Annotated in this window: 18 protein-coding genes and 1 pseudogene; 10 read left to right on the top strand and 9 right to left on the bottom strand. The window is 74.9% G+C overall.

What is annotated here, in order from left to right; translation table 11 throughout:
• Positions 1 to 152 precede the first annotated feature (152 nt).
• From EV376_RS27600 to EV376_RS27590, 3 genes are all read left to right on the top strand, one after another.
• Positions 153 to 365, top strand: a complete 213-nt coding sequence (locus EV376_RS27600; protein ID WP_130327988.1) for a hypothetical protein — start codon at positions 153 to 155, stop codon at positions 363 to 365.
• A gap of 221 nt (positions 366 to 586) precedes the next feature.
• On the top strand, positions 587 to 1,846 hold the full coding sequence (locus EV376_RS27595) for a M48 family metallopeptidase (RefSeq protein WP_130327986.1): 1,260 nt from the start codon (positions 587 to 589) through the stop codon (positions 1,844 to 1,846).
• Between the two features lie 61 nt (positions 1,847 to 1,907).
• Positions 1,908 to 3,032 (top strand): glycosyltransferase family 4 protein, encoded by a 1,125-nt coding sequence (locus tag EV376_RS27590; RefSeq protein WP_130327984.1) that lies wholly within the window; start codon positions 1,908 to 1,910, stop codon positions 3,030 to 3,032.
• 76 nt (positions 3,033 to 3,108) lie between these two features.
• Here EV376_RS27590 and EV376_RS27585 read toward each other — a convergent pair whose 3' ends face one another.
• The 5 genes from EV376_RS27585 to EV376_RS27565 all read right to left on the bottom strand — a co-directional run bounded on the left by EV376_RS27585 (position 3,109) and on the right by EV376_RS27565 (position 10,124).
• Complete coding sequence (locus tag EV376_RS27585) at positions 3,109 to 4,761, bottom strand: bifunctional diguanylate cyclase/phosphodiesterase (protein WP_207228619.1); 1,653 nt, start codon at positions 4,759 to 4,761, stop codon at positions 3,109 to 3,111.
• A 220-nt stretch (positions 4,762 to 4,981) separates the two neighbouring features.
• A complete protein-coding gene (locus tag EV376_RS27580; RefSeq protein WP_130327982.1) occupies positions 4,982 to 5,791 on the bottom strand; it encodes an SAM-dependent methyltransferase in 810 nt (269 codons plus the stop codon).
• A gap of 154 nt (positions 5,792 to 5,945) precedes the next feature.
• A complete protein-coding gene (locus EV376_RS27575) occupies positions 5,946 to 6,611 on the bottom strand; it encodes a response regulator transcription factor (RefSeq protein ID WP_012014490.1) in 666 nt (221 codons plus the stop codon).
• 7 nt (positions 6,612 to 6,618) lie between these two features.
• Positions 6,619 to 8,310, bottom strand: a complete 1,692-nt coding sequence (locus EV376_RS27570) for a sensor histidine kinase (RefSeq protein ID WP_130327980.1) — start codon at positions 8,308 to 8,310, stop codon at positions 6,619 to 6,621.
• A gap of 14 nt (positions 8,311 to 8,324) precedes the next feature.
• Positions 8,325 to 10,124, bottom strand: coding sequence for an AMP-dependent synthetase/ligase (locus EV376_RS27565; RefSeq protein WP_130327978.1), 1,800 nt, complete (start codon positions 10,122 to 10,124; stop codon positions 8,325 to 8,327).
• Positions 10,125 to 10,251: 127 nt separating this feature from the next.
• Between EV376_RS27565 and EV376_RS27560 the strand changes: the two genes are divergently transcribed.
• From EV376_RS27560 to EV376_RS27535, 6 genes and pseudogenes are all read left to right on the top strand, one after another.
• Positions 10,252 to 10,707, top strand: a complete 456-nt coding sequence (locus EV376_RS27560; RefSeq protein ID WP_130327976.1) for an SRPBCC family protein — start codon at positions 10,252 to 10,254, stop codon at positions 10,705 to 10,707.
• Positions 10,708 to 10,735: 28 nt separating this feature from the next.
• Positions 10,736 to 11,332 (top strand): annotated as a pseudogene (locus tag EV376_RS27555) (hypothetical protein); the annotation flags it as partial.
• 381 nt (positions 11,333 to 11,713) lie between these two features.
• Positions 11,714 to 12,670 carry an ROK family glucokinase gene (locus tag EV376_RS27550; protein ID WP_207228448.1) on the top strand — a complete coding sequence of 319 codons (957 nt, stop codon included), beginning with the start codon at positions 11,714 to 11,716 and terminating at the stop codon, positions 12,668 to 12,670.
• A 7-nt stretch (positions 12,671 to 12,677) separates the two neighbouring features.
• The gene (locus tag EV376_RS27545) at positions 12,678 to 13,379 is read left to right on the top strand and encodes an endonuclease/exonuclease/phosphatase family protein (RefSeq protein ID WP_486482943.1); all 702 of its coding nucleotides are present in this window, start codon (positions 12,678 to 12,680) and stop codon (positions 13,377 to 13,379) included.
• Between the two features lie 93 nt (positions 13,380 to 13,472).
• Positions 13,473 to 14,882 carry an NAD(P)-binding domain-containing protein gene (locus tag EV376_RS27540; RefSeq protein ID WP_130327971.1) on the top strand — a complete coding sequence of 470 codons (1,410 nt, stop codon included), beginning with the start codon at positions 13,473 to 13,475 and terminating at the stop codon, positions 14,880 to 14,882.
• Positions 14,883 to 14,934: 52 nt separating this feature from the next.
• Complete coding sequence (locus tag EV376_RS27535; RefSeq protein WP_130327969.1) at positions 14,935 to 15,750, top strand: alpha/beta fold hydrolase; 816 nt, start codon at positions 14,935 to 14,937, stop codon at positions 15,748 to 15,750.
• Positions 15,751 to 15,758: 8 nt separating this feature from the next.
• On the opposite strand, the gene EV376_RS27530 is transcribed toward EV376_RS27535, so the two are convergent.
• The 3 genes from EV376_RS27530 to EV376_RS27520 all read right to left on the bottom strand — a co-directional run bounded on the left by EV376_RS27530 (position 15,759) and on the right by EV376_RS27520 (position 19,770).
• Positions 15,759 to 17,177, bottom strand: coding sequence for a trehalose-6-phosphate synthase (locus EV376_RS27530; RefSeq protein ID WP_130327967.1), 1,419 nt, complete (start codon positions 17,175 to 17,177; stop codon positions 15,759 to 15,761).
• A 213-nt stretch (positions 17,178 to 17,390) separates the two neighbouring features.
• Positions 17,391 to 18,212, bottom strand: a complete 822-nt coding sequence (locus EV376_RS27525) for a DUF308 domain-containing protein (protein ID WP_130327965.1) — start codon at positions 18,210 to 18,212, stop codon at positions 17,391 to 17,393.
• Positions 18,213 to 18,405: 193 nt separating this feature from the next.
• Positions 18,406 to 19,770: a serine hydrolase domain-containing protein gene (locus EV376_RS27520; RefSeq protein WP_486482821.1), complete on the bottom strand. Its 1,365-nt coding sequence runs from the start codon at positions 19,768 to 19,770 to the stop codon at positions 18,406 to 18,408.
• A gap of 202 nt (positions 19,771 to 19,972) precedes the next feature.
• Between EV376_RS27520 and EV376_RS27515 the strand changes: the two genes are divergently transcribed.
• The gene (locus EV376_RS27515) at positions 19,973 to 20,677 is read left to right on the top strand and encodes a lysophospholipid acyltransferase family protein (protein ID WP_130328897.1); all 705 of its coding nucleotides are present in this window, start codon (positions 19,973 to 19,975) and stop codon (positions 20,675 to 20,677) included.
• A gap of 13 nt (positions 20,678 to 20,690) precedes the next feature.
• Here the strand turns inward: EV376_RS27515 and EV376_RS27510 are convergent, their stop codons facing one another.
• Positions 20,691 to 21,383, bottom strand: coding sequence for a Crp/Fnr family transcriptional regulator (locus tag EV376_RS27510; RefSeq protein ID WP_130327962.1), 693 nt, complete (start codon positions 21,381 to 21,383; stop codon positions 20,691 to 20,693).
• Between the last annotated feature and the right edge of the window lie 3 nt (positions 21,384 to 21,386).

The following is a 21,386-nucleotide window of genomic DNA, read 5'->3' as shown; positions in this document are numbered from 1 at the left end:
CGAGCCGGCTGCGGCACCCGGGCCGTTTCCTGCCAGGATCTCCGGATGGCCGCCGCTTGTCCGGTTCCTGTCGTACCCCGCCGTTAGCGTCGATGTGACCGACGGTGGCCGGCTGGCGACAGTCTCCGCCGCCAGCGTGACAGGAGGCGACGATGCTCATCGACTGCGACCGGTGCGGCGCCCGCGGCGACGGCTGCTCCGGCTGCCTGGTGGCCGCCCTGTTCGACGACGCGTCGCCCGCCCTCGGCGCCGCCGAGGTCCGGGCGGTCGAGGTGTTCGCCCGGGCCGGCTTCGACGTGGAGCTGCTGCCCGAGGCCCGGCCCGCGCCGGTGCCCGCACGTCCTCGGCGACGTCGGGTGGCCTGAGCGGCCCGCGTCCCGGCCGTCGCGGCGGCGATCCGGCGGCGGCGCCGGTGGCCGGGCCATGCCCGGCCCACCGCGATCGGGGCGGTGGGTGCGGCCACTACGATGGGCGCTCACGGCGGAGGGAGCGGCATGACGCGCGTACGGCGGAGTGACGGCGGGTCCGTCGCGGCGGCCGGTGGCTCCGTCGCGGCGGCCGACCCGCCGGGCCCGGAGGCCTTCCGGTGAGCCCCCGCGCCTGGGCGGTGCTGACGCTGGCCGGCCTGGTGGTGGCGCTGGGAGTTGCCGCCGCGGTCCTGATCCCGTGGCAGCGCCCGCCGGCCCCCCGCGCCGACCAGTTGGCCGCCCTGCGGGACCTCCCCGCCGACCAGGTGGCCCGGGGCCGGGAATTCCGGGCGGCGCTGCGGCCCGGTGGCTGGGCGGCCGTCGGCGTCGGGCTGCTGGTGGCGCTCGCGCTCGGGCTCACCCCGCTGGGCAGCCGCCTGGTCGAGCTGGCCGGGCGCCCCCTCGGCGGGCACTGGGCGGCCGAGGCCGTGCTCGGCGGGCTCGCCGTGGTGCTCGTCGCCGACCTGGTCACCCTGCCGTTCGCCGCGTGGCGGCAGGCCGTCCTGACCCGGTACGGACTGGCCACCAACGGCTGGGGCGGCTGGACGGTCGACCTGCTCAAGTCGTACGCCGTGAGCGCCGTCATCGGCGCGGTGGCGCTGCTCGGCTTCTACGCCGTGATCCGGATGGCGCCGCGCTGGTGGTGGGCGCTCGGCGCGGCCGGTGCCGCCGGCCTGGTGGTGCTGCTGTCGTTCGTGCTCCCGGTGCTGGTGGAGCCCGTGTTCAACCGGTTCACCCCGATGGAGCCGGGCCCGCTGCGCACCGAGCTGATGGACCTGGCCGCCCGTGACGGGGTGCCGGTCCGCGACGTGCTGGTGGCCGACGCGTCGCGCCGCACCCGGGCGGTCAACGCATACGTCTCCGGTCTCGGGCCGACCCGCCGGATCGTGGTGTACGACACGCTGCTGCGCGAGGCGAGCCCCGCCGAGGTGACCGCGGTGGTGGCGCACGAGCTGGGCCACGCGAAGGACCGGGACGTGGCGGTCGGCACGCTCACCGGAGCGCTGGGCGCGGCCGCCGCGGTCGTCGCGCTCTACCTGCTCGGCTCCTCCGGCCCGCTGCTCCGCCTCGCCGGCGTCGACTCGGTCGCCCAGCCGCGCGCGTTCCCGTTGCTGGTGGCGCTGGTGACGGTGGCCGGGTTGGTCTCCGCGCCGGCACAGGCGTTGATGTCCCGGCGGGTCGAGGCGCGCGCCGACGCGCACGCGCTGGCGCTCACCCGCGATCCGGCCGCGTTCGAGGCGATGCAGCGCCGGCTGGCGGGCATCAACCTCGCCGACCCCGATCCGCCCCGCCTGGAATACCTCTACTCCGCCAGCCATCCGTCCACCGTGGAGCGGATCGCCGCCGCCCGCGCCTACGCCCGGGAGACCGGGCGATGAGCGGCCGGCGGCGAGCGGGCCACCACACCGGCCCGACCCCGGGCCGCACGGGAGTGCCGGCATGAGCCGTACCCTGCTGGTGACGAACGACTTTCCGCCCCGGCCCGGGGGCATCCAGTCCTTCGTGCACAACCTCGCCGTCCGTCAGCCACCGGGTTCGGTGGTGGTCTACGCCTCCAGGTGGCGTGGCGCCGAGAAGTTCGACGCCGACCAGCCCTTCGAGGTGGTTCGCGAACGCACCCGGGTGCTCCTGCCCACCCCGCTGGTGGCCCGGCGGGCGGCCCGGCTGGCCCGCGCGTACGGCTGCGACACGGTGTGGTTCGGTGCGGCCGCGCCGCTCGGCCTGCTCGCCGCGGGCCTGCGTCGCCGGGCCGGGATCCGCCGCGTGGTGGCTCAGACCCACGGGCACGAGGTGGGCTGGGCGGCGCTGCCCGGTGCCCGTGCCGCGCTGCGCCGCATCGGCCGCGGCGTCGACGTGACGACCTACCTGGGGGAGTACACGCGGGTCCGGCTGGACCGCGCGCTGCACGGCCTTACCGAGCTGCGCCGCCTCGCCCCCGGCGTCGACGTGGACGCCTACCACCCGTCCGTCGACGGTGAGCCGGTGCGGGTGCGGCTCGGGCTGACCGACCGTCCCGTGGTGGTCTGCGTGTCCCGGCTGGTGCCCCGCAAGGGCCAGGACATGCTGATCCGGGCGATGCCGGAGATCCGCCGTCGGGTCCCGGACGCGGCCCTGCTGATCGTCGGGGGCGGCCCGTACCGGGCCAGCCTGGAGAAGCTCGCCCGGCAGGCCGGCGTCGAGCGCGACGTGGTGTTCACCGGCACGGTGCCGGCGGCCGAGCTGCCCGCCCACTACGCGGCCGGCGACGTGTACGCGATGCCCTGCCGCACCCGCAACCGCGGTCTGGACGTGGAAGGGCTGGGCATCGTCTACCTGGAGGCCTCCGCGACCGGGCTGCCCGTGGTGGCCGGTGACTCCGGCGGCGCGCCGGACGCCGTCCGCGACGGGGAGACCGGTTACGTCGTGCGCGGGCGGGACGTGGCCCAGCTCGCCGACCGGGTGGCGACGCTGCTCGCCGACCGGGACCTGGCCCGCCAGTTCGGCGCCGCCGGCCGCGCCTGGGTCGAGCAGGAGTGGCGCTGGGAGACCCAGGCCCGGCGCATGACGGAGTTGCTCACCGGCTGACCACTCAGCCCGGCGTCCGTGCGGTCGGCGGGAGGTTGCGACGCCGCGGCTGCCAGGTGCCGGCGCGTCTGGCGGCTCAACCCAGGCGGGCCAGGATCCGGTCGGCGGGTTCGGGGCGGCCGAAGTGCCAGCCCTGGCCGGCGTCGCAGCCGATCGCGCGCAGCCGCTCGGCCTGCCCGGCCGTCTCCACGCCCTCGGCGGTGACCGTGAGGTCCAGCGCGTGCGCCAGCGACACCAGCGACGCGAGGATCCGCTCGTCCGCCCGGGTCTCCGGGGTGCGCAGGCCGGCCACGAACTCGCCGGCCACCTTCAGCTCGGTCACCGGAAGCGCCCGCAGGTACGCGAGGTTGCTGTAGCCGGTGCCGAAGTCGTCGATGGCGATCCGGACGCCGAGGTCGGCGAGCGCCCGCAGCGTCTGCACCGGCTCCTCGGCGGTGCTCATCATGGCGCTCTCGGTGATCTCCAGCTGCAGGCGTTCCGGCGGCAGGCCGGTGTGCCGCAGCAGGTCGCGTACCTCCTGGACCAGGCCCGGCCGGTGCACCTGCCGGACGGCCAGGTTGACGCTCACGAACGGCGCCCGGGCCGCCGCCGACCAGCTGCCGGCCGTCCGGCAGGCCTCCGCCAGCACCCAGCCGCCGAGGGGGACGATCAGCCCGGTCTCCTCCGCCAGGCCGATGAACCGGTCGGGGCGAAGCACGCCGAGCTCCGGGTGGCGCCAGCGCACCAGCGCCTCCACCCCGAGCAGCCGCCCGTCCTGCAGGGAGGTCAACGGTTGGTAGTCGAGGAAGAACTCACCCCGGTCCAGCGCGACCGGGATCGCCGCCGACAGCTCCTGGCGGGCCAGCTCCCGGTGGTCGCGCTCGGCGTCGTACAGCTCCCAGCGGCCGCCGCCGGCCGCCTTGGCCCAGTGCAGGGTGCAGTCGGCGGCGCGCATCAGCTCGTTCGGCGAAGTGCCGGTGATCTGCCGTTCCACGATGCCGATGCTGGTGCGCACGGCCACCTCGTGCCCCGCCACGACGGCCGGCTCGTGCACGGCGGCCAGGGCCGCCTCGGCGACCGCGATCACGTCCCGGGTGCCGCCGGTGCGCTCGACCAGGACGACGAACGCGTCGCCGCCGAGCCGGGCGACCAACTGGCCGTCGAGGGCCGTCCGCAGGCGACCGGCGACCATGGTGAGCACGGCGTCGCCGACGCGGTGCCCGTACGAGTCGTTGACCCGCTTGAAGTGGTCCAGGTCGAGGAAGCAGAGGCCGATCCGCTCGGTGCTGCGCGCCGGCGCGTCGACGGCGGCGGCGAGGCGCTCGGTGAACAGCGTCCGGTTCGGCAGGTCGGTGAGCGGGTCGTGGGTGGCCTGGTGGCGGAAGCGCGCCTCGCTGACCCGCAGGGCCCGCTCGGCCTCCACCCGCGCGGTCAGCGCGGCCCGCCGGATCGACTCCTGCTCGTCCAGGGTGCGGTCGCGGAGCGCCCGCGCGTACCCGGTGGCGACGGCGGCGAGCAGCCGGGCCAACCGGTCCTCCACGTCCTCGGCGACCAGTCCCAGGTCGCGCACCAGCCGCAGCTGGACGACCTCGACGGTACGTCCCAACGCCTCGGCGGAGGCGATGTGCGCTTCCACCAGCTCGGCGCCCACCCGCTGCCCGGTACGCAGGTCGAACGGCTCGGCGAGCAGGGCCGCCGCCAACTGGCTGGCGAGGCGGCACAGCAGTCCTTCGAGCTGCGCCTGGGCCATCGGCAGGTAACTCGTCCCGGTGACCGCCTTCGCCCACGCCCGGGCGAAGACCGCGGCGCCGGAGCTGACCGCTCCGCCGGCGCCGGCGGTCGCCCCGGTCGCCGCCGCGCCGGTGCGGGCCGCCGCGCTGACGCCGGCCGACGGCGCGGCGTTCGTCGTCGTCCTGGCACGGGTCGCCGGGCCGGCCCCGCGTGGAGTGCCGGGTTCCGCCGCCGGCGGCTCAGCCACCGAGCCGTCCCACCCCACCGATGAACCCCGAGCGCTCGGCGTCCTCGGCGCTGTCCGGCGACTCCGGGCGCCACTGCGGCACCCACACGACGCCCGGCCCGACCAGCTCGAAGCCGTCGAAGAACCCGGTCAACTCGGCCCGGCTGCGGATCCACAGCGGATTGTCGGTGCGCCGGTAGACCGCCTCGGCCTCGGCCCGCTCGTCGTCGCCGCGCCCGTCGGCGCTGGCCTGCGACAGCACCAGCCAGCTGCCGGGGGCGAGGGAGTCGCGCAACCGGCGCAGCAGGTCGGCGGGACGGTCGTCGTCGGAGACGAAGTGCAGCACGGCGATGATCAGCACGGCGACCGGCTGGTCGAGGTCGAGCAGGCGGCGTACGTCGGGGTGGTCGAGGATCCGCTCCGGGTGGCGCAGGTCCTCCTGGACCACGGCGGCTCCGTCGTTGCCGGCGAGGATCTCGCGGCTGTGCGCCACCGCGACCGGGTCGACGTCGACGTAGACCACGCGGGCGTCAGGCGCGGCCCGCTGGGCGATCTCGTGCACGTTGCCGACGGTGGGGATGCCGGAGCCGATGTCGAGGAACTGCCGGATGCCGGAGTCGACGAGGAACTGCACCGCCCGGCGCAGGAAGGCGCGGTTCGCCTGGGCCATCAGCGGCGCCTCGGGGACCGCGGCGACCATGGCCTGGGCCGCCGCCCGGTCGACCGCGAAGTTGTGGGAGCCGCCGAGGTAGTAGTCGTACATCCGGGCGACGCTGGGGCGTTCGATATCGATGTCCTCGGGTGCCCAGTCCGGCCGTCGCATGCCTCACCTCTTCGCCGCGCACGGGCCGCACCGCCCGTGGACCGCATTCCGACGGGGGAGACCATAGCGCGCCGCCAGGCCGGTCGAATACAGCGGTCGATGAAAAAGATCCGCGCCCGCCGAGGGGCGGGCGCGGATCGACGCGGGCGGCAGGTCAGAACTTCGGAGCGTCCGGGGCCTCGAGCAGGCCGAGCCGCAGCGCGGTCATCAGCGCCTGGGCGCGGTTGGCCGCACCCAGCTTCTCGTAGAGCTTGGAGATGTGCGTCTTGGCGGTGGACTCGCTGACGAAGAGCTGCTTGGCGATGCCGGCGACGCTCATGCCGTCGGCGAGCAGCCGCAGCACCTGGCCCTCGCGGGGGGAGAGCTGCGGGCCGGAGGGGGCCAGCCGGCGCTTCATCGCCTCGGCCAGGTCGGCGGCGGTGAACGCGCTGGGCGAGGAGGCGGCGTGCCGCGCGGCGGCGACCACCTCGTCCGCCGGGGCGGTCTTCGGGACGAAGGCGCTCGCGCCAGCTTCGAGCGCGCCGAAGAGCTGGTCGTCACCCGCGTACATGGTCAGCACGACGATGCCCATCGTGGCGCTGGACTTGCGCAGCGCCCGGGTGGCCTCCAGGCCGCTGCCGTCGGGAAGGCGCAGGTCCATGATCACCACGTCCGGCTGGAGCGCGCCGGCCTGGCGTACGCCCTCGGCCGCCGTGGCGGCCTCGCCGACGACCTCGAACTGCCGGTCGCGCTCGAACGCGTGCCGGAGCCCCTTGCGGATCAGGTCGTGATCGTCGACAAGGAGCACCTTGGTGCGGGTGGCCGGTGTCGGTGTGGTCATCCTCGGGTTACTCCCCTTCTCCTGCTGCGCTGCCACGCACGTTATCTCGCCGGGGCGACGAACCGAGCACGACCGCGACGGTCGTGCCGCTCGGCTGTCGCGGTCTGATCTCCAACCGGCCCCGGATACGTTCCGCCCTCTCGGCCATGATCGCAAGACCGTAGTGCCCGTCGGTGCGCTGGTCACCTATGCCGTGACCGTCATCCGACACTTCGATCTGCGCGTACGGGGGATCCACCTCGCAGGTGACCCAGAGGTTGGAGGCGCCGGCGTGCTTGCGCGCGTTGGTCACCGCCTCCTGGGCGATGCGCAGCAGCTCGGCCTCGGTGGCGGCGGGGAGCCGGGCGGTCGACTCGTCCAGCGACAGGTGCACCCGCAGCCCGCCGGAGGCGCCGACGGTGCGCGCGTACTCGGCGATCGCGGCGGCCAGGCCGCCGTGCCGGTCCACCTCGCTGCGCAGCTCGAACAGGCTCAGCCGCAGCTCGGTGATCACGCGGGTGACCTCCTGGCGCAGCTGCCGCAGCGACTCGGCGGTCTCCTCGGCGTCGTCGTGGACGGTGGCCAGGGCGTTGTCGATGCCGTAGCCGACCATCACCAGCTCCTGGGCCACCCCGTCGTGGATCTCCCGGGCCAGCCGCTGCCGCTCCTCGTTGGTGGCCAGCGAGCGCACCTCGTCGAAGAGCAGGGCCGCCTCCAGGCGCAGCGCCGCCGGCGAGGTCAGCGCGGTCACCCGGGACACGACCTCGGCCGGGTACGCGTGCGCGGCGTCCGCCTCCAGCACCACCAGGCCCACCGTGCGCACCCCGGCGACCAGCGGGACGATCAGTGCGGAGACGTCGCCGCCGGCGTGGGAGCGGGCCTGCGACCGGGCGGCGGTCTGCGGCTGCTGGCTGGCCCACGCGTCGGCGATCGCGGAGTCCGCGTCGAGCGTCGTCTCCCAGTCCACCCGGTCGACGCCGGACTGGGCCAGCACCACCAGCCGACCGCCGCCGCTGGCGGACAGCACGGCCGCCCGGTCCGCCCGGGCCACCGACCGCAGCTCCTCGAGCAGGTGTTCGGAGATGCCGCCCGGGTCGAGGGTCGCGCCGGGCAGCTGCCGGGCCACCGTGCGCAGCTGGGTGAGCAGGCGGGTGGCCTCCGCGTACGGCTGGGGCTTGCCGTCGCCGCGGGCCTGCATGACCCGGTGCAGCGTGCGCGCCGCGTAGAGCCCGAGGACGGCGAGGATGAGCCACTGCGCACAGACGGCCAGGTAGCCGACCTGGGCGAGCTGTCGCCGGCCGGCGACCTCGGTCAGCGCGCCCGCCGCGAGCAGGGTGACCGCGGCGACGGCGAGCAGCACCGCGCCCTCGCGGAACCGCCGGCGCAGCGCGGTGACGGTGACCGGGACGGCCAGGTACGGCAGCACCGCCGAGGCGCCCAGCCCGCCGTTCGTCGCGCCGATCGTGGCGACGGAGGCGACCTGGCTCGCGGCGAGCCCCAGCACGACCACCTCGGCGATCCGGCTCAGCGGCCCCAGCCGCTCGTGCGTCGGGGCCAGCATCGCCGGCAGCCCCGCGACCGCCAGCAGCGCGATCCACCACAGCTGGGTGACGTCGTGCGTGGCGAACAGGGTGAGGACCGCCACCAGCGCCAGCATGACCACGCGCGCGGCGGCGGCGAGAGGGTGCGGGCGCGGCAGACCGGATGTCGAGGCGGGCACGTGACGGATCGTAGTCAGGTCCGGTAGATCTCCGCGATCTCCGCGGCGTACGACTTGTGCACGACCTGCCGCTTGACCTTGAGCGACGGGGTCAGCTCGCCGGTCGCCTCGGTGAAGTCCCGCGGCAGGATCTTGAAGACCTTGATCGCCTCGGCCTTGGACACGGCCTGGTTGGCGAGGTCGATCGCGGACTGGATCTCGGCCCGCAGCCGCTCGTGCTCGCGGAGCTGCTCGACCGGCGTGTCCGCCGGCAGGCCGGCCGACTCCAGCCAGGCCGGCAGCGCCTCCTCGTCGACGGTGACCAGCGCGGCGATGAACGGCTGCCGGTCGCCGACCACCACGCACTGGCTCACCAGCGGGTGCGCGCGGACCTGGTCCTCCAGGACCGCCGGGGCGACGTTCTTGCCGCCGGCGGTCACGATGATCTCCTTCTTGCGGCCGGTGATGCTGAGGTAGCCGTCGCCGTCCAGCCGGCCCAGGTCGCCGGTGCGGAACCAGCCGTCGGTGGTGAGCACCTCGGCGGTGGCGGCCTCGTTGCGCCAGTAGCCCTCGAAGACCAGCTCGCCGGCGATGAGGATCTCGCCGTCGTCCTCGATCCGGATGGCGACGCCGGGCAGCGGGCGGCCCACGGTGCCGATCCGGGTGGCGCCGGGCAGGTTGGCGGCCGCCGCCGGCGAGGTCTCGGTCAGGCCGTACCCCTCGCAGATGGTCACCCCGATGCCCCGGAAGAAGTGCCCGAGCCGGGCGCCGAGCGGAGCGCCGCCGGAGATGGCGTCGCGGCACCGGCCGCCGAGTGCCGCCCGCAGCTTGCGGTAGACCAGCCGGTCGAAGAGCGCGTGCTGCGCGCGCAGCGCCAGGCCCGGCCCGCTCGAGGTGTCCAGGGCCTCGCTGTACGCGATGGCGACCGTTTCGGCGCGGGCGAAGATCTTGCCCTTGCCGTCGGCCTCGGCCTTCTGCTTGGCGGCGTTGTAGACCTTCTCGAAGACCCGGGGGACCGAGAGCACGAACGTGGGCCGGAACGCCTGCAGCTCGGCGACCAAACTCTTCGTGTCGGAGCAGTGCGCGAGCGTGGCGCGGGCCTGCACGACGCCGATCTGGATCAGCCGGGCGAAGGAGTGCGCGAGCGGCAGGAACAGCAGGGTGGACGCGCCCTCGCGGAACAGGTTCGGCAGCACCGGCACGGCGTTGGCGATGTCGGCGTACATGTTGCGGTGGGTGAGCATGCAGCCCTTGGGGCGGCCGGTGGTGCCGCTGGTGTAGATGATGGTGGCGAGGTCGCCGGCCTGCACCGCCGCCCGGCGCCGCTCGATCTCGGCCGGGTCGACCGCGGCGCCGGCCGCGATCAGCTCGTCCACCGCGCCGACGTCGATCTGCCACACGTTCGTCAGCTCGGACAGCCGGTCCCGGACGCCGGCCACCAGCGTGGCGTGCGCGCTGGTCTCCACCAGCGCGGCGACCGCACCCGAGTCGGACAGGATCCAGGCGGCCTGCTCGGCGCTGGACGTCTCGTAGATCGGCACGGTGACCGCGCCGGCGGCCCAGATGGCGTAGTCGAGCAGCGTCCACTCGTAGCGGGTACGGCTCATCAGGGCGACCCGGGTGCCCGGCTGCACGCCGGCGGCGACCAGGCCGCGGGCCACCGCCACCACCTCGTCGCGGAACTGCCGGCAGGTCACCTCGATCCGGGCGCCGTCGGGGCCGGACCGGACGAACTGCACCGCGTCCGGGGCGACCTCGGCGTTGTCCCAGACCGGGTCGGTGAGGTTGGCCGAGTCGCCGACGGTGACGATCGGCGGGACGGAGAACTCGCGCACCTGCACTCCTCGTGCTCACACTGGCCGGGGTCGGGCCGCCACCTCGGGTCGGCTCTGTCGAAACCTACCCGGCCCGGCGGGTGGGTGGCGCAGGCAGGTTCGTCACATGGCCGGGTAGCCTCCCCCCATGGCGGACTCCTCCACCCAGTCGATCATCATCGGCGCGCCACCGGAACGGGTGGCGGCGGTCATCTGCGACTTCCCCAGCTACCCCGAGTGGACCGAGGCGATCCGGCGGGTCGAGGTCGTCGAGGAGTACGAGGACGGCTACGCCAGCCAGGTGCGGTTCACCATCGACGCGGGCGTGCTGGCCGACGAGTACGTGCTGGCCTACGAGTACGCGGTGGACCTCACCCGCATCGAGTGGCACCTGGTGGCGCCCTCGAAGATGCAGAAGGCGCAGCGCGGCTCGTACGACCTGGTGGGCAATCCGGACGGCACGACCACGGTGACCTACACGCTGGAGGTCGAGCTGTCGGTCGGGATGCTGGGCATGTTCCGGCGCAAGGCCGAGAAAATGATCATGGATACCGCGTTGAAGCAGCTCAAGCGCCGGGTAGAAGCACCCGGTGCGGCGCAGTGACGCGGCCGCCGCGGTAGAGGAGCCGACCATGGGGGCAACGGATCCGGGTTCGGCCCGGGAAGAGGCGGAACGGCTGGTCGCCACCCTGCTGGCCGCCGCGCGGCTGGCCGCGGCCGGCGGCAGCGGCCCATGGGGTCCGCTCGGTGGGATCGTGTCGGGTGTGCTCGGTCACAGCGCGGAGCGCGGTGGGTCCGCCGGGTCGACCGGGGGCGGTTTCGCCACCGGCACGGCCGAATGCTGCGTCTGTCCGGTCTGTCGGGCGATCGCCGCCCTGCGCGACCCGAGTCCCGAATTCGCCGAGCGTCTCGCCACCGGGGCGGGTGACCTGGCCGCCGGTGTCGCCAGCCTGCTGCGCGCGTTCGCGCCCGCCGAGCCGGCCCCCGGGCGGGCGGAGCCCGCGGCGTCGGCTCCCGGGCGGGCGGAGCCCGCGGCGTCGGCTCCCGGGCGGGCGGAGCCCGCGGCGTCGGCTCCCGGGCGGGCGGAGCCCGCGGCGTCGGCTCCCGGGCGGGCGGAGCCCGCGGCGTCGGCTCCCGGGCGGGCGGAGCCCGCGGCGTCGGCCCCCGGGCGGGCGGAGCCCGCGGCGTCGACCCCCGAGCGGGCGGCGCCCGCCGCGCCGCCCGGCCCGGCTGCGGACGGCGACGAGCACGTGTGGCGCGAGGCCACCCGGAGCGGGCATGATTCTCCGTCGGCGCCCGAGGGGGACGTCTGGTCCGCCGCCACCCGCGCGGCGGACGGCCCCCAGCCGGCCGCCGCACCGCCCGCCGACGTCGCCGGGCAGGAGGGCGCACCGACGCCGGCCGTGGTGCCCGCCGCCCGGGCGCCCGGTGGCCCGGGTGCCGACGACCGGGGGCCGAGCACGAGGCACCCGAACCGGGCACCATGATCGGATACGTGTGAGCGAGCCGACCCGCCGGGCGAGGCGCCGCTGAGACGTAGCCGGTCAGGGTCGCGGCGGCGGGTGACCGGAGCGGCAGCGCCGTGGGCCGGGCCAGCACGACAGAGGGGAGTGGCAGCGGTGACGCTGACCATCGGAGTGGACGTCGGTGGCACGAAGGTGGCCGGCGGCGTCGTGGACGACACCGGCACGGTGCTCGTGCAGACCCGACGGGACACTCCCGCAGAGGACGTCGGCAAGACCCGGGACGTCATCATCGAGGTGGTGCAGGAGCTGGCCACCGGCCGTCCGATCGAGGCGGTCGGCATCGGCGCGGCCGGCTGGATCGACGCGGGCCGCTCCACGGTGCTCTTCGCCCCGAACCTCGCCTGGCGCGACGAACCGCTGCGCGACTACGTCGGCGCGGCCACCGGCCTGCCGGTGATCGTGGAGAACGACGCGAACGTGGCCGCCTGGGCCGAGTTCCGCTACGGCGCGGCCCGCGACGCCGACGATTCGATGGTCATGTTCACGATCGGCACCGGGGTCGGCGGCGGCATCGTCCTCAACGGCCAGCTGCTGCGCGGGGCGAACGGCGTCGCCGCCGAGCTGGGCCACATGATGACCGTGCCCGACGGCCACCTGTGCGGGTGCGGCCGGCTGGGCTGCATCGAGCAGTACGCCAGCGGCAGCGCCCTGGTGCGGTTCGCCCGGGCCGCCGCCCGCCAGGCGCCGCACCGCGCCACCGCCCTGCTGGAACTGGCCGTCGGCGACGCCGAGGCGATCACGGGTCGCATGGTCACCGCCGCCGCCCAGCACGGCGACCCCGTTTCCGTCGAGGCGTTCGCCCAGGTCGGCCGCTGGCTCGGCACCAGCCTCGCCGACATGGCGCAGATCCTCGACCCGCAGGTGCTGGTGGTCGGCGGCGGCGTCGTCGAGGCCGGTGACCTGCTGATGGGGCCCACCCGTCGCTCCTTCATCGACGCGCTCGCCCAGCGCGGCCGGCTGCCGGTGGCCGAGATCCGCCCCGCCGAGCTGGGCAACACCGCGGGCGTCATCGGCGCCGCCGACCTCGCCCGCCGGAGCTGAGGTGTCGGTGTCGGGTGCCGGTGTGCCGCTGCGCGTCGTCTCGTACAACATCCACAGCCAGCGTGACGACACCGCGGCCCTCGCCGGGGTGGTCCGCGCCGCGGCGCCGGACGTGGTGATCGTGCAGGAGGGGCCGCGTCGGTTCCGGTGGCGGCAGAAGTGCGCCGCGCTCGCCGACTCGTTCGGGCTGGTGGTCGCCGCCGGCGGGCTGCCCGCGCTGGGCAACCTGCTGCTGACCAGCCTGCGCGTCCGGGTGACCGCCACCCGCTGCCAGCGGTTCCCGCTGACGCCCGGCCGGCACCTGCGCGGCGCCGCGTACGCCGACTGTGTGGTGGGTCGCGACACCCGGTTCACCGTCGCCGGATCGCACCTGTCCACCGACCCGGCGGAGCGGCCGGCGCAGGCCGAGCTCTTCGCCCGCGGGCTGGCCGGGGCGCCCGCCCCGGTCATCGCCGGAGCGGATCTGAACGAGGGGCCGGACGGGCCGGCCTGGGCCACCGTGGCGGCCGGCAGTACCGACGCGGCCCTGGCGATGGACCGCGCCGACCGGCTCACCTTCTCCTGCGCGAACCCCCGGCGCCGCATCGACGCGCTCTTCGTCGACCCGCGGATCACGGTGGTCGACTACGACGTGGTGGACACCCCGCAGACCCGGCGGGCCAGCGACCACTTCCCGGTCCTGGTCGACCTGCTGCTGCCCACGGACTGACCGCGCCGCCCGGGCCGGGTCTGGACATCGGCCTTCCGATGTGGGCAGGATGCTGCGCGACCCGGCACACGTGCCGCACAAAGGAGATCCTCGGTGTCCACCTCCACCGACCATGGCCGGCCCGACCCGGAGTCGAACGCCCTCGCCCTGACCCGCGACGGCCGCCCGGTCTCCGACCGGGGTGACACGGTCTGCGTGATCGGTGCGGGCGCGAGCGGCCTGACCGCCGTCAAGAACCTCACCGAGCACGGCTTCGGCGTCGACTGCTACGAGCGGGAGACCGGTGTCGGCGGCGCGTGGAACTGGCGGCACGACCGCAGCCCGGTGTACGCGAGCACGCACCTGATCTCGTCGCGCCCGTTCACCCAGTTCCCCGACTTCCCGATGCCGGACGACTGGCCGGACTACCCGCACCACAGCCAGCTGCTGTCCTACTTCGAGCGGTACGCCGACCACTTCGACCTGCGCCGGCACATCTGGTTCGGCACCGAGGTGGTGCGGGTCGAGCCGGTCGAGGGGGAGCGCTGGGACGTGACCACCCGCAGCACCGGCGGCTACGGTCCGGAACGCACCTCCCGGTACGCCGCCGTGGTGGTCGCCAACGGCCACAACTGGGCACCGAAGCTGCCCGGCTACGAGGGCCTTGCCGAGTACCGGGGCGAGATCATGCACGCCTCCTCGTACAAGGACCCGGCGCAGCTGCGCGGCAAGCGGGTGCTGGTGGTCGGCGGCGGCAACACCGGCTGCGACATCGCCGTCGAGGCCGCGCAGCAGGCGGCGCGATGCTGGCACTCCACGCGGCGGGGCTACTGGTACGCGCCGAAGTACGTGCTCGGCCGCCCCGCCGACCAGGTCAACGACGCGTTGCTGGCACTGCGGGTGCCGCGGCGGGTGCGGCAGTGGCTCTATCACCTCACGCTGCGGCTGACCGTCGGCGACCTGACCCGGTTCGGCCTGCCCAGGCCCGACCACCGGGTGTACGAGACGCACCCGATCGCCAACAGCCAGCTCGTCTACTACGTCGGCCACGGCCGGATCAACCCGGTGCCGGACGTCGCGCGCTTCCACCGGTCCGCCGTCGAGCTGGCCGACGGGCGGCAGGTCGACCCGGAGCTGGTCGTGTTCGCCACCGGCTACCTGCCCCGGTTCGAGTTCCTCGACCCGAAGGTCCTCGGCGACGACGGCGGGACCGGCCGGCCGGTGCTGTGGCTCAACGCGTTCGTGCCGAACCACCCGACCCTCGCCGTGGCCGGCCTCGTGCAACCGGACTCCGGCATCTTCGCGCTGTCGCACTGGCAGACGGTGCTCTTCGCCCGGCTGCTGCGGCTGCGGGTGACCCGGCCGGACCGGGCGGCGGCGTTCGCCGCGACGGCGGCCGCCCGGGCCGGGGAGCGCTACTCGGGGCCGGTCAAGGACACCAGCCGGCACTGGTTCGAGGTCGGGCACGCCGACTACCTGCGCGCGTTGCAGCGCGCCCTGCACGACCTGGAGAAGCCCCGGTGAGCGCGAGGAGCGAGCCGGCGAGCCCCGCAGTCGCGAACGAGAGGTTGGCACAGTGACCGCGCAGACACGGGTCCTGCGGGGATGGGAGTGGGCCCGACCGGTCCGTCCGGTCCGGCGCGAGGTGCTCGGCGCCACCCCGGAGTTCGAGGAGGGCCGCCCGCCGCTGCTGTTCGTGCCCGGCTTCGGGCACGGCGCGTGGGCGTTCGCCGAGCACTGGTTGGGCCACGCCGCCGCGCGTGGCTTCCCGGCGTACGCGCTGAGCCTGCGCGGCCACGCCGGCAGCGAGCCGGCGCCGGACGCGACGCTGCGGGCGTACGCCCATGACGTGGTCCAGGTGGCGGCGAGCCTGCCGCGCCAGGCGGTGCTGGTGGGGCACGGCGCCGGGGCGCTGGTGGTCGCGCACGCCCTGGCGCGCTACCCGGCCCGCGCCGCCGTGCTGGTGGCGCCGGTGTTCGGCGGCTGGGCCACGGCGGTGGCCGCGCTGCGCCGCAACCCGCTGGGGACGCTGCCGGCGCTGGTCGGCGGCCGGCTCCGACTCAACCGCGCGCAGCTGTTCAGCCGGGAGCTGCCGGCGGACGATGCCCGGCGGCACCTGTCCCGGCTGGGCCGGGCCGGTCGGCGCGCGCAGTGGCAGCTGCTGCTCGGCCGGGAGCCCGAGCCGGCGGTGGGTGACCCGCCGGTGCTGGTGCTCGGCAGCCCGGACGACCGGGTCGTGCCGGCGTCGGCGCTCGCCCGGACGGCACGGCGGTACGGTTCGGCGCCGCTGCTCTTCCCCGGCATGGGGCACGACCTGATGCTGGACACCCGGTGGCAGGAGCCCGTGGAGGCGATCCTCGACTGGCTGGCGAAGGAGCCGGGGCAGCGCTGAGGGCCGGCTCAGCCCGCCGCGCCGAGCCGGCTCAGCAGCGAGCCGTCCTCGTCGAGGGCGGACAGGTAGGACCGGGCCCAGGCGTGGATGTCGTGCTGGCGCAGGTGCTCGCGCATGGCCCGCATCCGCTCGCGGACGTCGTCCGGCCGCGCCCGCAGCGCCGCGAGCAGGCCCTGCTTGAGGCCCTCCAGGTCGTGCGGGTTGACCAGGTACGCCTGGGACAGCTCGGCGGCGGCGCCGGCGAACTCGCTGAGCAGCAGCGCCCCGGTGTCTTCGACCCGGGCGGCCACGTACTCCTTGGCGACCAGGTTCATCCCGTCGCGCAGCGGGGTCACCGCCATCACGTCGGCGACCCGGTACAGCGCCGCCAGCTCGGCGCGGTCGAACGGCTGGGTCAGGTAGTGGATGGCCGGCTCACCGACCCGGCCGAACTCGCCGTTGATCCGGCCGACCTCGCGCTCGACCCGCTCGCGGAGAATCTGGTACTGCCCGACCCGCTCCCGGCTCGGCACCGCCACCTGCACGAGGACGGTGTCCCGGACCTTGACGTGCCCGTCGGCGATCAGCTCGCTGTACGCCTTCAGCCGCTGCTCGATGCCCTTGGTGTAGTCCATCCGGTCGACGCTGAGGATCACGTGCTCGGGGCTGCCGAGGTCGCGGCGGAGCCGGGCGGCCCGGTCGGCGACCTCCGGCCGGGCGGCCAGGGCGGCCATCTCAGCGGTGTCGATGGAGACCGGGAACGCGCCGATGCGGACCACCCGGTCGTCGACCGCGATCCGGCGGTCGGTGGCCGGCAGCCCGAGCACCTTCACGGCGAGCTGGGCGAAGTTGTGCGCGGCCTGCGCCCGCTGGAAGCCGACGAGGTCGGCGCCGAGCATCCCCCGCAGCAGCTCGGCCCGGCGGGGCAGCTGCATGAACAGTTCGGGTGGCGGAAACGCCACGTGCAGGAAGAAGCCGATCCGCAGGTCCGGGCGCAGCGCCCGGAGCAGGCCCGGCACGAGCTGCAGGTGGTAGTCCTGCACCCAGACGACCGCGCCGGTCTCGGCCACGCCGGCGGTCGCCTCCGCGAACCGCTGGTTGACCCGCTGGTACGCCTCCCACCAGCGCCGGTGGTGCTCCGGCTGCTCGACGGCGTCGTGGTAGAGCGGCCACAGGGTGGCGTTGGCGAAGCCCTCGTAGTGGTCGCGCAGGTCGTCGGCGTTGAGCGCCACGGTGTGCATGCGGACGCCGTCGATGTCGGGCAGCGCGGGGGCCGGCCCGGTGCCGCCGGCCCAACCCACCCAGGTGGCGGGAGTGCGTCGCAGCAGCGGGTGCAGAGCGCTCACCAGGCCACCGGGGCTGCGACGCCACTCGCAGGCGCCGTCCGGCGCCACGCTGTCGTCGATGGGGAGGCGGTTGGCGACCACTACCAGGGAGCTCTGTCGCATCTCGGGGCGTTCCGATCTGCCGGGGAGCGACCGCCGGGTGGAAGGGGAAGGAACGGCCGGCAGTCAACGGAGGGGACATGACGGACAGCGGTATTCCTACTGACCGTAAGTTACACCACTGTTGCGGCCCCGGCGGGGGAGCGGGTGTCCCGGGATACGGGCGCAGTGACGGTGGTCGACGGGCGCCGGGGCGCCCGCCGCCGGGCGGGTCGGTCAGACGACCGCGCCGTCGTCCGGGTCGTGCTCGTCGCGGTCGCCGGGGCGCAGCCGCCAGACCAGCGTGACGAAGCCGGCCAGGATGCCGGTGAAGCCGAGCAGGGTGACGATGCCCGGGTCGGCGGGGAACAGCGACGGGAACAGGAACAGCAGGAAGCCGACCACGATGGCCAGCGTGCCGGCCGCGGCGTACTTGGAGATCCGGGGCAGCGGCGGGGGCGGCGGCGGCGTGTACCGCTCGTCGTCCTCGTCGTCGGGCAGGTCCGCCCCGAAGGTGTCCAGCCCGTCGAGCAGCGACGGCTCGTCCTCCCGGTCGCGACCGACGGTGACCCCGGAGACGTCCGCCGCGTACGGCAGCCGCCGCACGTCGGTGACGGTCGGGCCCTCGCCGGCGCCGCCGCCGGCCCGGCCGGGCTGGTCGTCGTCGACGTCCTCGGCGGCGGGCCACGGGTGGTCGCCGCCGGCGGTGGTCGTGTGGAACCCGGCGACGATCCGCGCCCACTCGGCCTCGATGTCGGGCTCCGGGTCGCGCGCCCGGTCGGCGGCGCCCTCGTCGGCGAGCTGGGTGAGGTAGTCCCGGGCGGTCCGCAGGTGCGACCGGTCCACGTACAGGCGGTCGACCGGGCGGGCCGGAACCGTCGTGGTGCGGGTGACCGGGTTGAGGTCGGCGGAGGGTTGCAGGTAGGCGGCGATGCCGCCGGCCGCGAGCACGTCGAGCAGATGCTCGCCGACCCGCGGATCCACGTCGCCGGCGACCGCGTACTCGCTCGCGTCGAGCCCGTTGTCCCGCCGCCCCCGGCGGGCCCCACCCGCTGACACCGGACAACCTCCTCATCGCGCGCCCGTGGCGCGACCTCCCGAGCCCCCTCGGCGTCTCTGCGCCCGCCGTGCCTTGAATCGTGACACGTCGAGGGCAGGTTCCGGGAGTGCGTTGTGTCGCGTCTTGCGCCGCCGGTGCCCGTTGCGCTGGTGGCGGACGGGGATGATTGTCCGTTTGTGCGCGAAGCGCGCGTCAGGGCCGGATCGGCGCGACGATGTCCGCCACCTCCACCCGGACCGGGTCCGGGTTCGCCCAGCTCCAGTTGGGGTGGGCGCGGTTGGTCAGCAGGACCAGGACCATCCGGCGGGCCGGGTCGACCACCAGGGAGGTGCCGGTGAAGCCGGTGTGCCCGAACGTGCCGGGACCGCTCAGCTTCCCCATGAACCACGGCTGGTCCAGCACCACTCCGAGGCCGTGCGCGGCGGTGCGGTTCGGCCGCTCCGGGTCGACCGCGGGCAGGCCCGCGTTGACGTTGCTGAGCATCCGCCGGGTGATCTCCTCGGAGAGGATCCGGGTGCCCTGGTACGTCCCGCCGTCCAGCAGCAGCCGGCCGATCACGGCCACCTCGGCGGCGGTGCTGAAGATGCCGGCGTGGCCGGCGACGCCGCCCATGTGGTTGGCGACGTCGTCGTGCACCACGCCGCGCAGCAGCCCTCGGGACGAGCGGGCGTCGGTGGCCACCAGCCGGGCCGCCTGGTCGGCGGGGCTCAGCCAGGTCCTGGGTGTGAAGCCGGTGTCCGTCAGGCCGAGCGGTCCGGTCAACCCGGTCTTCAGCGCCTGGTCGAACCGCTCGCCGGTGACCTTCTCGACCAGGAACGCCAGCACCATCAGCCCGACGCTGGAGTAGCGGAACACCGTGCCCGGTACCGCACCGCTGACCAGGGGGGTGGCCAGGACCGCCGCCCGGCGGGCCGCGTCGTCGGGCAGCCCGGCGACCTTCGCCCCGACCGGCAGGCCGCTGGTGTGCGCCAGCAGCATCGCGACGGTGACCCTGTCCTTGCCGGCGCCGGTGAAGCCGGGCAGGTAGTCGACCACCGGCGCGGACAGGTCGATCCGCCCCCTGTCGACCTGCTGCAGCGCGAGGATCGCCGTGTAGACCTTGGTGATCGAGGCCAGGTCGAAGATCGAGTCGTACCGCATCCCCACCTGCTTCGACTCGGGCAGCAGCACCGGGCCGGCGTCGTAGCGCAGCGCCCTGCCGACCACCGCCCTCGTCACGGTCGCGCCGTTCACCTGGCAGAGCGCCACCGCGCCCGCGTAGCCGGGGTGCTTCGGGTTGACGCTGGTCGGCGCGAGGTGGCGGTGCAGCGCCAGCCGCAGCCGGGCCCCCGCGAGCGCGCCGTCGCGTACCGCCGCGCCGGTCGTCCCGGTGACGTCCGGGGCGGCGACGCGTGCCGCCGACCGGCTCGGCGCGGCCGACGCGCTCGCGCTCGGACTCGCGCTCGGCGCGGCGGTCACGCCCGCACCCGCGGACCGGACCGCCTCGCGGCAGCCGGCGAGGGTGGCGGCGGCAGTGGCCAGGCCGGCGCCGAGCGCGGTACGCCGGGAGATCGGCATGCGCCGAATCATGGCAGGTGCCTCCCGCCGATTCCAGCCGGGCCGCACCACTGCGGTGGTGACGCGGCCGGGCCGGGTCAGGGTGGTGTGACGGGAAGCTGATCGGTCGTCCGTTGTGGGGGGTGGCCGCTGCTCCGTACGCTCGTCGAGGATGGCAGCGCTCCCGGGCGGCGCTGCCGGGAACCCCACGGAGAGGACGCCGGTGCTGTACTGGCTGTTGAAGTACGTCATCCTCGGGCCGCTGTTGAAGCTGATCTTCCGCCCGCAGGTGGAGGGGCTGCACCACCTGCCGGCGACCGGCCCGGTGATCCTCGCCAGCAACCACCTCTCCTTCTCCGACTCGATCTTCACGCCGCTGATCGTGCCGCGGAAGGTCACCTTCGTCGCCAAGGCGGAGTACTTCACCGGCAAGGGGATCAAGGGCTGGCTGACGAGGATGTTCTTCGTCGGCACCGGTACGATCCCGGTCGACCGGTCCGGCGGCCGGGCGGCCCGGGCGGCGCTGGACACCCAGCTGAGGGTGCTGCGGGCCGGCGGGGTCGCCGGCATCTACCCGGAGGGCACCCGCTCCCCGGACGGGCGGCTCTACCGGGGCAAGACCGGCGTCGCCCGGCTCGCGCTGGAGAGCGGTGCCCCGGTCGTGCCGGTGGTGATGCTCAACCTCGACGAGATCCAGCCACCTGGCAAGATCGTCCCGAAGGTGCAGCGGGTCCGGATCCGCTTCGGCCCGCCACTGGACTTCTCCCGGTACGCCGGCATGGCGGGGGACCGGTTCGTCGAGCGCGCGGTCACCGACGAGATCATGTACGACCTGATGGAGCTGTCCGGCCGGGAGTACGTCGACATGTACGCCCAGAAGGCCAAGACGCCGCCCGCCCCGGCTCAACGCGAGCCGGTCGCCGCCTGACCCTCGGGGGCGGTCACCGGTCGCTCATGCCGGCGCGGCGGCGCAGCGACGCCACGTCGGTGACCACGATGCGCCGGCCCTCGGTGCGCAGCCAGCCTCGGCTGGCGAACGAGCCGATCGCCTGGTTGACGCTCTGCCGGGAACCGCCGGCCATCTCGGCGAGCTGGCTCTGGTTGAGCTCGATGGTGATCATCGGCGCCTGGCTCTCGCCGGCCAGCCGCACCAGCGTCTTGGCCACCCGGCCGGGCAGGTCGAGGAAGACGTGGTCGGCGTTCTGCTCGGTGAGCCGGCGGATCAGACCGCCGAGGGAGCGCATCACCGCGTCCAGGATGCGCGGGTTGGAGTGCACCAGCTCCATGAACGCGCCCCGGGACAGCGCGAGGGCCGAGCAGTCCTCGATGGCCTCGGCGGACGCGGACCGGGTGGAGGCGTCGAGCAGCGAGACCTCGCCCAGCACGTCCGGCGGCCGGATCACCGACAGCACCGCCCGCTCGCCGGTCGGTGCCGTGCGGAAGACGGCCACCGCGCCGCGGCGCAGCACGATCAGCGACTCGCCGGGGTCGTTCTCCACGAAGAGCAGCTGGCCCTTGCGGTACGTGCGGGGAACCGCCGCGGCGATCACCCGCTGCCGCACCTCCGGCTCGAGACCGGCGAACATCTCGACACCCGTGAGCGCGTCACCCGGCTCCGGCAGGCGCACCTCCACGGT

The organism is Micromonospora sp. CNZ295 (assembly GCF_004217535.1).
This window is presented reverse-complemented; position numbering and strand designations above follow the sequence as displayed.

Coding starts and splice junctions, on each gene's coding strand:
- EV376_RS27600 (WP_130327988.1), top strand. CDS start 153: ATGCTCATCGACTGCGACCGGTGCGGCGCCCGCGGCGACGGCTGCTCC.
- EV376_RS27590 (WP_130327984.1), top strand. CDS start 1,908: ATGAGCCGTACCCTGCTGGTGACGAACGACTTTCCGCCCCGGCCCGGG.
- EV376_RS27585 (WP_207228619.1), bottom strand. CDS start 4,761: ATGGCCCAGGCGCAGCTCGAAGGACTGCTGTGCCGCCTCGCCAGCCAG.
- EV376_RS27580 (WP_130327982.1), bottom strand. CDS start 5,791: ATGCGACGGCCGGACTGGGCACCCGAGGACATCGATATCGAACGCCCC.
- EV376_RS27575 (WP_012014490.1), bottom strand. CDS start 6,611: ATGACCACACCGACACCGGCCACCCGCACCAAGGTGCTCCTTGTCGAC.
- EV376_RS27560 (WP_130327976.1), top strand. CDS start 10,252: ATGGCGGACTCCTCCACCCAGTCGATCATCATCGGCGCGCCACCGGAA.
- EV376_RS27530 (WP_130327967.1), bottom strand. CDS start 17,177: ATGCGACAGAGCTCCCTGGTAGTGGTCGCCAACCGCCTCCCCATCGAC.
- EV376_RS27520 (WP_486482821.1), bottom strand. CDS start 19,770: ATGCCGATCTCCCGGCGTACCGCGCTCGGCGCCGGCCTGGCCACTGCC.